Origin of the sequence: Duganella flavida (genome assembly GCF_009857445.1) — a bacterium.
Taxonomy (GTDB): Bacteria; Pseudomonadota; Gammaproteobacteria; order Burkholderiales; family Burkholderiaceae_D; genus Rugamonas; species Rugamonas flavida.
On sequence record NZ_WWCN01000004.1, the window covers coordinates 67,557 to 81,982 of the forward strand.

5 protein-coding genes are annotated in these 14,426 nt (G+C 63.8%); 4 read left to right on the top strand and 1 reads right to left on the bottom strand.

Going from position 1 to position 14,426, the window contains the following annotated elements; all coding sequences use genetic code 11:
* Positions 1-3: 3 nt before the first annotated feature.
* Positions 4-1,890, bottom strand: coding sequence for a putative bifunctional diguanylate cyclase/phosphodiesterase (locus GTP46_RS07165; protein WP_161005939.1), 1,887 nt, complete (start codon positions 1,888-1,890; stop codon positions 4-6).
* Positions 1,891-2,124: 234 nt separating this feature from the next.
* Here GTP46_RS07165 and GTP46_RS07170 point away from each other — a divergent pair, with 234 nt between their 5' ends.
* From GTP46_RS07170 to recD, 4 genes are read left to right on the top strand one after another with little or no spacing between them, the layout of a single operon-like run.
* Entirely contained in the window at positions 2,125-5,220 is a 3,096-nt protein-coding gene (locus tag GTP46_RS07170) for a CHASE domain-containing protein (RefSeq protein WP_161005940.1), read from the top strand.
* Between the two features lie 36 nt (positions 5,221-5,256).
* On the top strand, positions 5,257-8,691 hold the full coding sequence (recC, locus tag GTP46_RS07175) for an exodeoxyribonuclease V subunit gamma (RefSeq protein WP_161005941.1): 3,435 nt from the start codon (positions 5,257-5,259) through the stop codon (positions 8,689-8,691).
* The gene (gene recB / locus GTP46_RS07180) at positions 8,688-12,380 is read left to right on the top strand and encodes an exodeoxyribonuclease V subunit beta (RefSeq protein ID WP_161005942.1); all 3,693 of its coding nucleotides are present in this window, start codon (positions 8,688-8,690) and stop codon (positions 12,378-12,380) included. The genes recC and recB overlap by 4 nt, the downstream gene beginning before the upstream one ends.
* On the top strand, positions 12,373-14,304 hold the full coding sequence (gene recD / locus GTP46_RS07185; RefSeq protein ID WP_161005943.1) for an exodeoxyribonuclease V subunit alpha: 1,932 nt from the start codon (positions 12,373-12,375) through the stop codon (positions 14,302-14,304). The genes recB and recD overlap by 8 nt, the downstream gene beginning before the upstream one ends.
* Positions 14,305-14,426 lie beyond the last annotated feature (122 nt).

Here is a 14,426-nt window from a genome sequence, read left to right on the forward strand (position 1 = left end):
GGCTTAGGTCCTCATTGCTTGGGAGGGTGTAGAGAGGTTGAATTCGGGGCCGGCGGCTTGTTCCAGCAGGCCTGCCGCAGGTAGCGGCGGATAAAACAAGGCGCCCTGGCAGGTGTGGCAGCCCAGCTCCTGCAAGACTTCCAGTTGCTGGCGCGTTTCCACGCCCAGCGCCACCACGCGCATGGACAGTGCCCGCGCCAGGTGGATCACGGCAGCCACGATGTCGGTACCGCCTTCTTCATTCCCGATGCCGTGCACGAAGCTGCGGTCGATTTTCAAGGTATTGAGCTGCCAGCGTTTGCACGCCGCCAGCGAGGAACGCGCGCTGCCGAAATCGTCCAGCGCTATGCGCACGCCGGTGCCTTGCATATGGGTGAGCAGTTGCGCCAGCGGCTCGGTCGCGCCAAGCAGCAGCTTTTCACTGAGTTCGATGCCGATGGCGCCGGGCGGCAGGCCGTGCTTGCGCATGGCCGGCAGCAGTACTTGCAGCAGGTCCGGATGCAGCTGCTGGGTGGCGAGGTTGAGCCAGATGCATGGCGCCGTGGCAGGCGTATGCGCGCCGCGCAGGTTCGCGCTCACGGCATGCCACAACGCCGCCTGCGAACAGCACTGCGCGATCACCCATGCGTCGATGCGGTCCAGTAGCGCGCGTTCCTGCACCAGCGGCAGGAACTGCGCCGCTTCCATGGCGCCGTGCACCGGATGGCGCCAGTGCAGCAGCGCTTCGGCGGCGATCACGCTGCCGGTGTGGAGGTCCACCTGCGGCTCGTAGCGCAATTCCAGCTGGCCGGCAGCCAGCGCCTTGCGCAGCTCCAGCGTCCAGCGTTCGCGCTCACGTTCGCGGACGTTCAGCTCCTCGTGGAAGAACTGCACCGGCGTTGCGGCAGATTTTTTGGCGTGGTACATGGCGGTGTCGGCGTTCTTCATTAGCGCCTGTGCGTTGGCGCCGTCCTGCGGATACAGGGCGATGCCGATGCTGGCGGCAGTCTTGACACGGTGGCTGCCAATGTCGAAGGGCAGAGCACACGCAGTCTCGATTTTCCGCCCTACGCGCGCGGCGTTGGCCGACGCCGATTTGCCTTCGATGAGCACCACGAATTCATCGCCGCCCAGCCGCGCCACGATGTCGGCCACGCGCACTGCCGCCGTCAGGCGCGCCGCCACCTGGCGTAGCAGTTCGTCGCCAGCTTCGTGGCCGTAGGTGTCGTTGATCGGCTTGAATTTATCCAGGTCGAGGAACAACAGCGCGAAGCCGATGCCGCTGCGGTCGGAAGTGGCCACTGCATGCTCCAGCTGCTGGATCAGGGCGCGGCGATTCAGCAGGTTGGTTAGCGCATCGCGCGTGGACAGGGCATGGGCGTGCTGCTCCGCCAGTTTGCGCTCCTTGATTTCCTGTTCCAGTTCGGTGTTGATGCGTTCAAGATCCTGCAGGCGCCGTACGCGCAAGTCCTGGTTGAGGCGCGCCAGTCCCTCGGTCTTGATGCGCAGCTGCATATTCTTCTTGGCCATCTCGACGAACACCGCCACCTTGGCTTGCAGGATTTGCGGAATCACGGGCGTGAACAGATAATCGGCCGCGCCTTTTTGATAGGCCTTGAGGCGGTTCAGTTCATCGGCGTAGTGCGCGGTGATGAAGATGATGGGCGTGCCGGCCGAACGCGGATGCGAGTGGATCGCTTCGGCCGTATCGAAACCGTCCATGCCGGGCATGCTCACGTCCAGTAAGATGACGGCAAATTCCTGGCGCAGCACGTGGCGCAGCGCTTCCTTGCCGGAACCGGCGGTGACCAGCTCATAGACGTGTTGATCCACTGCCTCCAATAGCAGGCTTTCCAGCGCGTACAGGCTGGCCGGGTCGTCGTTGACGAGGAGGACTTTTGGGGTCTGCACGGCGGGTCGACGGTAGCAAATGGGAAGTAAGAGTGTGCCTGTTATTTTATCGTTTTACCAACTGCGCTTCCAGCTTTTCCACAACCCACAATGTTATTGGAATTAAATTTTCCTCAGCGCACGATTGACGCTTCGCCAGCTGCGCAATTCTCACCAATTCTTCCACTGGTTCCCGCGCGGCATTGATAGTATGCTGCTGTGATGCAAAAAACTTCTCTCATATAGCGATTCTGCATGCTGAAATCGGCCCATAGAAGAAAAGTCGTCACCGGTTCGCGCCTGGTTTTTTGGGGCGTGGGCTGTGCCTTGGCAGCTGGCGTGGGAGCGCTGCTCTACAGCGCCGCCGCTCGCACGGTGGACGACGATGCGGCCCAGCGTTTTGAGAACCTCGCACGCAGCACGCAGTACGGCATTTCGGCGCGCATCAAATCCTATGCTGATCTGACGCGCGGACTGGCGGCGCTGTTCCAGACCTCGGACGCCGTCACGCGCAAGCAGTTCAGCCAATACGTGGCCAACCTTGATATTCCGCGCCACTTCCCGGCCATTGAGGCGTTGACCTGGGCGCCATCGATTTCGGCGGCACAGCGTGACGCCTTCGTGGCTGGCGTGCGCGCCGAGGGCTTCCCCGATTTTGACATCAAGCCGCTGGGCCGCCGCGAGCAGTACGCAGTGCTGACTTATCTGGAGCCGCAAACCATGCTGGAAGAACGGCACGGCGTTGACATCGCAGCCAATCCGGCCATAGCGAAAATACTGGCGAATTCGCGCGACAGCGGACAAGTGGCCGCATCGGGCCTGCCGATCGTGGTCCGGCTGCCGACGCCGCACTATGGCCTCGGCGTGCGCTTGCCGGTGTATCGGCGCGACATGCCGGCAACTACCGTGGCCGAACGCCGCGCCGCCTATCTCGGTTCAGTGGGCGCGGGCTTCAGCATTCCGCGGCTGGTGCAAGGCGCGATCGACGAGATGACGGTGCGCCAGGTGCATTTAACGCTGTACGCCGACGGCAGCGCCGACGTCGAGCAGCGCCGCCTGGTGATCGAAGCCAGCGACCGTCTGCTGTTCAACGACACCGGTGCGATGGTGGCGACGCGGCAGACCCCGACCGAACGCGCGCAGATGTTTGAGACTGTGCTGCCGATCGACTTCAATGGCAGCTTGTGGAAGGCGCAGTTCCAGGTCCGCAAGGACGCGCTGCTGACTGGTTTCGATTTGTACTTCCCATGGATCGCCGCGCTGACCGGCTTTGCCGGCATGCTGCTGTTGTACAGCTATGTGTTCGTGCTGTATGCCTCGCGCCGGCGCGCCATCAAACAGGGGCTGTTGCTCGACACGGTGCTGAATAACGTCGACGCGCACGTGTACATGAAGGACCAGGAGCGGCGCTACCTGTACGTCAACGCGCGCATGGCCGAGAGTCTCGGCTTGCCGGCTGAGGACATCATCGGCAAGCTGGATCGCGAACTGATGCCGACCAAGGCGGCCGATTCCCAGTGGGCGCTGGAACGGCCGGTGTTTGCCGACGGCGCCAAGCGTTCCGGTGAAACGCAATTCATCGACCGCGACGGCGCGGTGCAGCATCAGTGGACCGTCAAGGTGCCGGTGGAGCTGGGGCGTTCGTTCATGGCGGTGATCGGCATGTCCACCGACGTGACGGAGCTGCACAAGCTGAAAGAGGAAGCCGATGCGGCCAACCAGGCCAAGAGCGATTTCCTGTCCAATATGAGCCACGAGATCCGCACGCCGATGAACTCCATCATCGGCATGGCGCACCTGGCGCTGAAATCGGTCACGCATCCTAAACAACGCGATTATCTGCAGAAGATTTATCATTCGGGCCAGCACCTGCTGGGCATCATCAACGACATCCTCGACTTTTCTAAGATCGAAGCGGGCAAGATGGACCTGGAGGTGCTGGACTTTACGCTCGATACGCTGCTGTCGAATATCTCCAGCCAGCTGGGTGAGAGCGCGCACGCCAAGGGGCTGGAGCTGGTGTATGAAATCTGGCCTGGCCTGTCGCACCAGCTGCGCGGCGATCCGCTGCGGTTGGAGCAGGTGCTGCTCAACTTCGCCAGCAACGCGATCAAGTTTTCCGAAAACGGCAAGGTGGTGATACGCGCGCGCCCGCTGGAGGAGCGCGACACCCACATTATGGTGCGCTTTGAAGTGGTGGACCACGGCATTGGCATGACGCCGGCGCAGCTGGAGCAGCTGTTCCAGTCCTTCCATCAGGCGGATACGTCGACCACGCGGCGCTACGGCGGCACCGGCCTTGGACTGGTGATCAGCAAACAGCTGGCCGAGTTGATGGGCGGCGGCGTGGGTGTGGACAGCAAGCCAGGCGAGGGGAGCACCTTCTGGTTCACGGCGCGGCTGGCCAAGGGCGTGCGCTTCCTGCAGCCGAGCGACGAATCGGTGCAGCCTGATGTGCTGGATAGCATACGCGGCGCGTCCATCCTGCTGGTTGAGGACAATATCTTTAGCCAGCAGGTGGGGCAGGAGCTGCTGGAAGATGCCGGCGCCACGGTGTGCGTGGCCAACAACGGCAAGGAGGCCATCGACCTGCTGCTCAAGGAACGCTTCGACTGTGTGCTGATGGATGTGCAGATGCCGGTGATGGATGGTTACGAGGCCACGCGCCTGATCCGCGCGCATCCGAAGTTGTCGGCCACACTGATCATCGCCATGACCGCCAACGCGGGGCGCGATGACCAGCAGCGCTGCCTCGATGCGGGCATGGACGAATTTGTGACCAAGCCGATAGCGCCCAAGCTGCTGTTCAATATGCTGTCCAAGTGGATGAGCCAACGTGCACGCGCGGCCAGCAGCGTGCCGCGCAAGCCGGCGCCGCCACCGCCGTCGTACTTCTCGGTGCTGCCGACGCCACCGGTGTTCGTGCCACGCCAGATGGCGCCAGCCGCACCGGCCATGCCAGCATCCCCGCCAGCACCGCCGCCGATCGCTGAAGCGCCGGCCGAGTTGTTCGACGTGGCGGCGCTGGCCGAGACCTTCTCCGGCAAGCCTGACAAGATGCGCAAGTACGCGCTGCTGTTCCTGACCTCCGCGCGAGACGGACTGGCCGAAATGGACGAAGCGCTGGCAATGGAAGACCTGGAGCACCTGTCGGAACTCGGCCACCGCACCAAATCCGCCGCGCGCGCGGTGGGCGCCATGCAGTTCGGGAACCTGTGCTACGAACTGGAACAGGTACGCAAGGATGCTGACGCCAGCAACGCTACACGGTTGGTGCAGGCACTGCACGCCATGCTGGACGTGCTGGACCAGCACATCGAACAGGAACTGCTGGCATACGATCCGGGCTAGAGCGATAATACGGCTTCGATCCTATTAAAGAGCCCTATGCACCCTGGCATCACCCCCGGCCTGCTGATTTTGCACGGTAACCAGATGGAGCAGCTGCGCGCTGCCGTCTTCCAATGGCTGCGCAATCACCCGCTCGGGGCGCTGGAGTCGGAAATCTTTTTGGTGCAATCGAACGGCGTGGCCGAGTGGCTGAAGATTGCGCTGGCCGAGGAAAACGGCATCTGCGCCGCCGCCCGCGTGGCGCTGCCGGCGCGGTTTTTATGGGATGCCTATCGCGGTATGCTAGGGCGCGAAAGTGTGCCGCCCATTTCCGCCTTCGACAAAGGTCCGCTGACCTGGCGTTTGATGCGTCTCCTGCCTACGCTGCTGGGTGATCCCGTGTTCGCGCCGCTGCGCCATTTCCTTGCCGACGGCGAGGCCGAGCGCCGCCTGCAACTGGCCGAACGGCTGGCCGACTTGTTCGACCAGTACCAGGTCTATCGCGCCGATTGGCTGGACGACTGGGCCGCAGGCCGCGACCAGTTGCGCAACGCGCGCGGTGATGTGACGCCGCTGCCGGAAGACCAGCGCTGGCAAGGCCAGTTGTGGCGCGCCGTGATCGCTGACGTCGAGCCGCATGAACGCGGCTTAGGCCGCGCCACTGTGCACACCGAATTCGTCCGCGCCAGTGCCGCCGGCGAAGAGCCGCTGGGCCGCTTGCCGCGCCGGGTGGTGATCTTCGGCGTGTCGGCGCTGCCGTTCCAGACCTTGCAGGCGCTGGCCTCCATCGCGCGCTACACGCAGGTGCTGCTGGCGGTGCCGAATCCCTGCCAGTACTACTGGGGCGATATCATCGAAGGGCGCGACCTGCTGCGCAGCGCACATCGCCGCCAACAGCCGCGCAACGGCCAGGATCTCGGCCAGATTCCGTTGGAAGAACTGCATGCGCACAGCCATCCGCTGCTGGCTAGCTGGGGGCGGCAAGGCCGCGACTTCGTGCGCATGCTGGATGAATTTGACGAAGCCGCGCAAGCCGTAGCCGCTTTGGCCGATGGCGACGCGGTCGCGCCGTTGCGGGTGGATCTGTTCAGCGAAGGCGGGGGCGAAACGCTGCTGACGCAAGTGCAGGCCGCCGTGCGTGAGCTGCTGCCGCTGTCCGAGCATCCGCAAATTCCACCGGCGGATGACGACCGCTCGATCGAATTCCACATCACCCACAGCGTGCAGCGCGAAGTGGAAGTGCTGCATGACCAGCTGCTGCAAATGTTTGCCGACGCCGAACAGGCAGGCCGCCCGCTGCGCCCGCGCGACGTGGTGGTGATGGTGCCGGACATCGACACCTTCTCGGCCGCCATCCACGCCGTCTTTGCCCAGCACCGCCGCACGGACGCCCGCTACATCCCGTTCGAAATCGGCGACGTCAACGACCGTAGCGTCAATCCGCTGCTGGTGGCGCTGGAATGGCTGCTACGCTTGCCGCATCAGCGCTGCCGCCAGAGCGAAGTGCGCGACCTGCTGGACGTGCCGGCGCTGGCCGCCCGCTTCGGACTGCACGAAGATGACTTGCCGACGCTGGGCCGCTGGATTGAAGGCGCGGGCGTGCGCTGGGGCCTGGACCAGCAGCACCGCAGCGGCCTGGGTCTCGGCCCGGCCGGCGAACAGAATGCCTGGATCTTCGGCGTACGCCGCATGCTGCTCGGCTACGCCAGCGGCGCCGGTGGTGACAACGGCGGCAGCTTTGCCGGGATTGAACCGTACGCGGAAGTCGGCGGGCTGGATGCCGCGCTGGCCGGATCACTGGCGCAGCTGGTGGAAGCGCTGCTGCACTGGCGCGCCGTGCTGGCCGAATCGCGCTCGCCGGCTGAGTGGGGCATGCAGGCGCGCGCGCTGCTGGCGGCCTTCTTCACATCGAACGAGGAGGGCGACCGCCTGACGCTGGCGCAGCTGGACGACGCCTTGAATAAATGGCTGGACACTTGCGAAGGCGCAGGCTACGAGGAAGCCGCGCCGCTGGCCGTGCTGCGCGAAGCCTGGCTAGGCCTGATGGACGAGCCGACCTTGAACCACCAATTCGTCTCCGGCGGCGTCACCTTCTGCACGTTGATGCCGATGCGCGCGGTGCCGTTCCGCGTGGTCTGCCTGCTGGGCATGAACGACGGCGATTTCCCGCGCCGCGCGCCGAAGGCCGACTTCGACCTGCTGGCGCAGCCGGGCATGGCCCGTCCGGGCGACCGCTCGCGCCGCGACGATGACCGCTACCTGATGCTGGAAGCGGTGCTGGCCGCGCGCGACAAGCTGTATATCAGCTGGGTCGGACGCAATGTACGTGACAACAGCGAGCAGCCGCCATCGGTGCTGGTGTCGCAGCTGCGCGATTATCTAGTCAATGGCTGGCAGTTGGACCTGCATGCGCGTACCACCGAGCACGCGCTGCAACCGTTCAGCCGCCGTTACTTCGAAGATGGCGGCCTGCTGACCTATGCGCGCGAATGGCGCGAGGCCCACGGCGTGAAAGTCGGGGAAGGTGAAGCCGCCGCCTTGCCGCCATTCGACATCGACGACAAATTCCGTCTCAAACTCGCGCAGCTGCACAACTTCCTGCGCCAGCCGGTGCGCTTCTTCTTCCGCCAGCGCCTGGGCGTGATGTTCGGCGAGGCCGCGCTGGTGGGCGAAGACGAAGAACCGTTTTCGCTCAACGCGCTGGAACGCTACCTGCTCGAAGACACCATGCTCGATGACGCCGACACGCCGGAAGAAATCGACCAGGTCTACGACAAACTGACGCAACGCGCCGAACGCCTCGCGCGCGAAGGTGTGCTGCCGATCGGTTTGATCGGTCAGCAATACCAGCACCAATTGGTGCAAGCACTGGTGCCGGTGCGCTGCGCGTGGCTGACGCTGCGCCAGCATTACGAACTGCCGGCTGCGAAAGTGGCGCTGAACCTGGTGCTGGCCGGCGTGCCGCTGGATGACTGGATCGACCAGTTGCGCAGCAACGGCAGCGAAACCGTGTGGCTGGCGCAGATGTCATCGCGCGTGGCCGACAAGCAGGGCAAGCCGCGTGGCGACAAGCTGATTGCGATGTGGCTGCGCCAACTGGCCGTATCGGCCACCGGCATGCAGGTCACCGGCTACCTCGTGGCGCGCGACGCCATCGTCACCATGAAGCCGCTACCGCCAGAAGCGGCGCAGGAAGCCTTGCGTGAATTGGTTTGCCTGTGGCGCGATGGTATGAACCGTCCGCTGCCGACGGCCTGCAAAACGGCGCTGGCGCTGGTGCAGGAAGGCGACCCGCGCGCGACTTACGATGGCGGTTTCGATATCGACGGCGAGAGCGCGGACCTGTGTCTCGCGCGCCTGTGGCCGGACTTTGCGGCACTCAGCGGCCAAGATGATTTTGACGACGTCTCGCGCGCCCTGTATGGCCCGCTGGCGGAATGGATGGAACACTACGTGACGATTGAGCAGATCGACCCCGAGGGCGCAGCATGAACACCGCTAACCAACTCGCCCCGTTGACCTTCCCGCTGCACGGCTCACGCCTGATCGAGGCCAGCGCCGGCACAGGAAAAACGTGGACCATCGCCGCGCTGTATGTGCGGCTGGTGCTGGGCCACGGCGGCGCGGACGGCTTCCAGCGCCCGCTGCTGCCGGCCGACATCCTCGTCATGACGTTCACCCGCGCCGCCACGCGCGAGCTGTCCAATCGCGTGCGCGAACGGCTGGTGGAAGCGGCAGCCTATTTCCGCACGCAAGAAGAACGAGAACAGCGCGACGATTATCTCGATGCGCTGCTGGAGTCCTATCCCGACCACAGCGCACAGCAGCAAGCCGCGCACCGCCTGCAACTGGCGGCGGAAACGATGGACGAAGCGGCCATCTTTACCATCGACGCATGGTGCCAGCGCATGCTGCGCGAGCACGCCTTCGACAGCGGCAGCTTGTTTGACGAAGAACTGGTCAGCGACGAGCAATCGCTGTTCGAAGATGCGGCGCACGATTACTGGCGCCAGCAAGTCTATCCGCTCAACGCCGTCTCGCTGGAAGCGCTGCTGTCCTGCTGGAGCGATGTGGGGGCGCTGAAAAGCAGCATCCGCGAATTGGTGAAGCGGGCCGACATCATCGGCGAAGCTGCGGCGCGCGGCGAGTCGCTGGGCGTATTGATCGCCGAAGTGCAGCGCAAGCAGCAAGCGCAGCTCGCAGAACTCAAGGCCGGCTGGTACGAACGCGCCACGCGCATGGAGCAATGGATCGCCCAGCACCGCGCGGTCGATCCCAAGTGCTTCAACGGCAACAAGATGCGGCCCGATTCGCTCACCAGCTGGTTCAATGGCCTGCGCGAGTGGTCGCAAAATCCGGCCAGCGTGATGCCGGACATTTCGGACACGGCGTGGAATCGCCTGACGGTGGAAGGCATTGAAGACGCCTTCTCCAAAAACTTCAGCGCCGCCGTGCCGGACGACTTCGACGCCATACTGCCGTTGAAAAACGCCTTGCGCGACATCGAACCGTTGGCGCACGCGCTTTACCGTCACGCCGCCGCCGCCGTGGCCGACCGCATGGCCGAGCTGAAAAAGCGCAGCCGCCAGTTCGGTTTCGCCGACATGCTGGACCGCTTGAACGACGCACTGCAAGGCGAGAACGGCGCCGCGCTGCGCAAGCGCATCACCGATCAATATCCGGTGGCGATGGTGGATGAATTCCAGGATACGGCGCCGAACCAGTACCAGATTTTCAACGAACTGTATCGCGTGGCGGATAACGATCCCGCAACAGGGCTGTTCCTGATCGGTGATCCCAAACAATCGATCTACGGCTTCCGTGGCGCGGACATCCACAGCTACCTGTCTGCGCGCCGCGCCACGGCGGGCCGCCACTACCAGCTGGGCACCAACTACCGCTCGACAAAGCCGGTGGTGGACGCGGTCAACCACCTGTTCCTGCACGCGGAAGGCCGCGCTGCAGGCGAAGGCTTCCCGCGCGGGGCGTTCCGCTTTCGCGACATCCATACGCATGAAAATCCGCTGCCGTTTGAAGCAGTCGCCGCGCAAGGGCGCAAGGAGCGCATGGTTGATGCAGCGGGCGACGTACCCGCGCTGGTCATCGCCTGCAGCGCCGCGCAAGACCTGAAGGCTGAAGGCTACCGAGAGTTCTTCGCGCATCACTGCGCGGAAGACATCGTCGCCAAGCTGAATGACGCGCGCGTTGGTTTCGGCGGCGACGAGTTCAAACGCTTGCAGCCTGCCGATATTGCAGTGCTGGTGCGCGACCGCAAGGAGGCTGCTGCCATCCGCCGCGCGCTGCAACGGCGCGGCGTGCCGAGCGTCTACCTGTCGGACAAAGACTCCGTCACCGATAGCGAGGAAGCAGCGGACGTGCTGCGTTGGCTGTCCGCCGTTGCCAATCCGCTGGACGGCGCTCTGGCACGTGCGGCCTTCGCCACGCGCACTGCGGGCTTGCCGCTAGCCGAACTGGCTCGCTTGTCGTCGGACGAACTGGCGTGGGAAGAACGCGTGGAACAGTTGAAGGCACTGCACATTATCTGGCAGCGTCAAGGTGTGCTGGCCATGCTGCGGCGCTTTATCCACGAGCTGCAACTGCCGGCGGCGTTGCTGCAGCAAGTTGGTGGCGAGCGCCGTTTGACCAACTTGCTGCACCTGGCGGAACTGCTGCAATCGGCCAGCCGCCAGCTGGATGGCGAACAGGCGCTGATACGCTGGCTCGCCGAGCAGATTGAAGGCGGCGAGGGCGCCGGTGATGAGCGCGTGCTGCGTTTGGAGAGCGATGCCGAGTTGGTGAAAGTGGTCACGGTCCACAAGTCCAAAGGGCTTGAATATCCGCTGGTGTACCTGCCGTTTGCCGTCACCGCGCGCAAGGTTGATAAGCGCAACCGCAGCTTCTTCGAATTCAGCGACGATGAAGGCGTCCGCCAGATCGACATGGCGCTCAGCGACACCGCGATGGAGCTGGTCGAACGCGCGCGCCTGCAAGAGGATTTGCGCCTGATGTACGTGGCGCTGACGCGCGCGCGTCACTTCCTGTGGCTGGGCGTGACCGCGCTGTCGGCGCGCAAGGCGGGAGACAACACGCTACACGAATCGGCGCTCGGCTATTTGCTGACGGGTGGTTCGCCGCTGCCGTCGGACCTGATGATGGAGCGCTGGCAGCATGCCTGCCAAGGCTGCGACGCGATCAGCCTCACCACGCTGGCGATGGGCGCGCAGCCTGTCACGCGTTTGAGCCGCGTCGAAGAACGCCCGCCGTTGCTGGAGCCCTTGCACTATGGTGGCCATTTCGAACGCGATTGGTCGGTTGGCAGTTTTAGTTCGCTGGCGCGGCGCACAGGGCCGACAGGCGCCATCAGTGCCGATGGCCCGGTGCCGCGCGACGCCTTGCAGGAAAAGCTGCTGGAGGGCGGCGACCTGCCCGCCATCGTGCAGCCGGCGCGTGTGGAAGACGCGCCGTGGCATCGCTTCCCGCGTGGCTCGGTGCCCGGTAACTTCCTGCACGAGCAGCTGGAGTGGATGGGGCAGGAGGGCTTTGCGGTTGTCGAGTCGGAGCATTTTGAATCGCGCCTGACGCGCCGCGTGGAGCGTGCCGGCTGGGGTAACCGTCTTGAGGATACGCTGGCGTGGCTGCGCGAAATCGCCGTCACGCCGCTGCCGTATTTTGATGCGTCCTTGAGCCGCATAGTGGGTGCGCTGCCGGAGATGGAGTTTTGGTTCCCGAGCGAGCGCCTTGCCACCGGCGCGCTGGACCGGCTGTGCGCCCAGCACCTGCTGGGCGGCGTGTCGCGCCCTGCGCTGCCGGAGCGTGCGCTGCACGGCATGCTGAAGGGCTTCTGCGACCTGGTGTTCGAACACGAGGGGCGCTACTGGGTGCTGGACTACAAATCGAATGCGCTGGGTGGCGGCGATGCGGCCTACCACGAGCCGGCGCTGGTGGCTGCAATGGCCGAGCATCGCTATGACATCCAGGGTGCGATTTACATGCTGGCGCTGCACCGGCTGCTGCAAAGCCGCCTGGGCGATGCCTACGACCCGGCCGAGCAGCTGGGCGGGGCGGTGTTCATGTTCCTGCGCGGCATAGGCAATGCCCAAACACGCGGCTGCTACTGGATGGCGCCGGATCCCGAATTGCTGGATGGGCTCGATAGCCTGCTGGGTGTAACTCATGGGTAAAGAATTTTTCGCGCAGGTCGATGCGCTGACCGAGGCCGGCCAGCTGCGCCGTCTGAGCGGCGCGTTTGCGCGTTTCATCGCCTCGGTGGGCGAGGCCTCGCCGCAATTGATGGCCGCCTGTGTGCTGTTGTCCGAGCTGGAAGGGCGCGGCCACAGCTGCCTGCTGTTAAGTGAATTGAATGCCGATCCGGCTGCGCTGCTGGGCTGGAGCGGCGACGAGTGGCGCGATCTTCGTTCATCTGTTGGTAATTGGCCGGAAAACGTTGCAGATTGGCGCGATCTGCTGGCAGCGTGCACGCAGGTCTGGCCGGTCGGCGGCGATAATGTTAACCAGCCGCTAGTGCTGGACGGTGACCGTCTCTACCTGCGCCGCTACTGGCAAGACGAAACCCACGTGGCCGGTGCGGTGCGCGGACGGGCGCTGGGCGGCGTGTTGGCGGCTGATGCGGAGGCGGAAACGGCTGAAATCCGCCGCTGGCTGGATATTTTGTTCCCACACGCCCCACGCGGCGGCAGTACGGACTGGCAGAAAATTGCGTGTGCGGTGGCCATGCGCGGCAAGCTGGGTATCATTACCGGCGGCCCGGGCACAGGCAAGACCTACACCGTGGCGCGCTTGCTGGCTTTATTATTTGCCACTGCGGGCGAGCGCCAAGCTGGTTTGCGGGTGGCGCTGGCGGCGCCTACCGGCAAGGCTGCGGCACGACTTAAGCAATCGATTGATATTGCGCTGGATGAGTTGGCTGGAAAAGTGGGCTCGGCGCTGCCGCTGCGCGAACTGGCTGCGCGTATGGGCGCGGCGCGGACGTTGCACAGCTTGCTCGGAGCGCGCCCCGATACACGGGCTTTCCAGCATCATGCAGGCAACCAGTTGGATGTTGATGTGCTGATTGTTGATGAGGCGTCAATGATTCACCTGGAAATGATGTCGGCGCTGCTGGCGGCATTGCCGCCGCAAGCGACGTTGATCTTGCTTGGTGATAAGGATCAACTGGCATCGGTAGAGGCCGGCGCTGTGCTGGGCGATCTGTGCCACAACGCCGAGGCGGGCGAGTATTTGCCGGAAACCTTGTCATATGTGGAGGCATGTACCGGCCAGCAGGTGCCTGGGCAGTACGCTGGACACGGCGGGCCGATCGCCCAGCAAACCGTGATGCTGCGAGAAAGCCGTCGTTTTGGCGGCCCGATCGGTGCGTTGGCGCTGGCTGTGAATGCCGGCGATGCTGGCAAGGCGGTGGAAGTGTTGCGTTCCGGGGAAGATGGCAAGGTGGCCTGGACCGATCTGGCGCAGTCTTCCGACCTGTTGCAGCTGGCCTTGACGGGCTATCGGCCATATTTGCAATTGATTAAGAATTTGTCGGAAAATGCCGATGACATCGTACGACTTGGCATTTTGAGAAGCTTTGAAAGCTTCCGGATTTTATGTGCAGTGCGTGAAGGCGAATGGGGTGTGTCGGGCTTGAATGATGCAATTGAACAAAGATTGCAGGCGGCTGGACTGCTCAAACGGACTGGTGAGTGGTACGTCGGCCGGCCGGTAATGGTGACGCGAAACGACTATGCGACCGGTGTTTTCAATGGTGACATTGGCCTGACGTTGCCCGATCCTGCGCGTCCGGGGGCGCTGCGGGTGTACTTCTCGGAAGGTGAGACGGTGCGCAGCGTGCTGGCCACGAGGTTAAGAAACGTGGAAACCGCGTTTGCCATGACGGTGCATAAATCACAAGGTTCCGAGTTTGCACATACGGCGATGGTGTTGCCGAAAGACGGCGGTGGGATGCTGGCGCGGGAGTTGATCTACACCGGCATCACCCGCGCCCGCGACTACTTTACGTTACTGACACCGAACGGCCAAGTGCTGTTGGACGCCATCGGTCAACGCACGCAACGGGCTAGTGGTTTGCGTCATCTGCTCGATAGTTAAGCCAGTTATTAGCATATTGAAACCAAGTTCTGGCTTCTAACCCATTTGCTTTTGCCTCGACGCCAGCATTACCACTTAGGGGTCTGACCCCGTACGGGGTCAGACCCCGCATGGCAGTGCGG

Coding starts and splice junctions, on each gene's coding strand:
- recD (WP_161005943.1), top strand. CDS start 12,373: ATGGGTAAAGAATTTTTCGCGCAGGTCGATGCGCTGACCGAGGCCGGC.
- GTP46_RS07170 (WP_161005940.1), top strand. CDS start 2,125: ATGCTGAAATCGGCCCATAGAAGAAAAGTCGTCACCGGTTCGCGCCTG.
- recC (WP_161005941.1), top strand. CDS start 5,257: ATGCACCCTGGCATCACCCCCGGCCTGCTGATTTTGCACGGTAACCAG.
- recB (WP_161005942.1), top strand. CDS start 8,688: ATGAACACCGCTAACCAACTCGCCCCGTTGACCTTCCCGCTGCACGGC.